The following is a 212-nucleotide window of genomic DNA, read 5'->3' as shown; positions in this document are numbered from 1 at the left end:
GTATCGCTACTCATGCCTGCATTCTCACTCGTGAACCATCCACAACTCGCTTCCGCGGCTGCTTCACCCGGCACACGACGCTCCCCTACCCATCACAGCGGGCGTTAGCCCTCATGCTGCAATGACACGACTTCGGCGGTGTACTTGAGCCCCGCTACATTGTCGGCGCGGAATCACTTGACCAGTGAGCTATTACGCACTCTTTCAAGGAT

1 rRNA gene is annotated in these 212 nt (G+C 57.1%); it reads right to left on the bottom strand.

What is annotated here, in order from left to right:
• A 23S ribosomal RNA gene (locus tag ADL22_RS16085) occupies positions 1-212 on the bottom strand; the annotation flags it as partial.

This window comes from Streptomyces sp. NRRL F-4489 (genome assembly GCF_001509485.1).
In the GTDB taxonomy this organism is placed as follows: domain Bacteria; phylum Actinomycetota; class Actinomycetes; order Streptomycetales; family Streptomycetaceae; genus Streptomyces.
The sequence above is the reverse complement of the archived record's forward strand: the minus strand, read 5'-3'. Positions and strand labels throughout refer to the sequence as shown.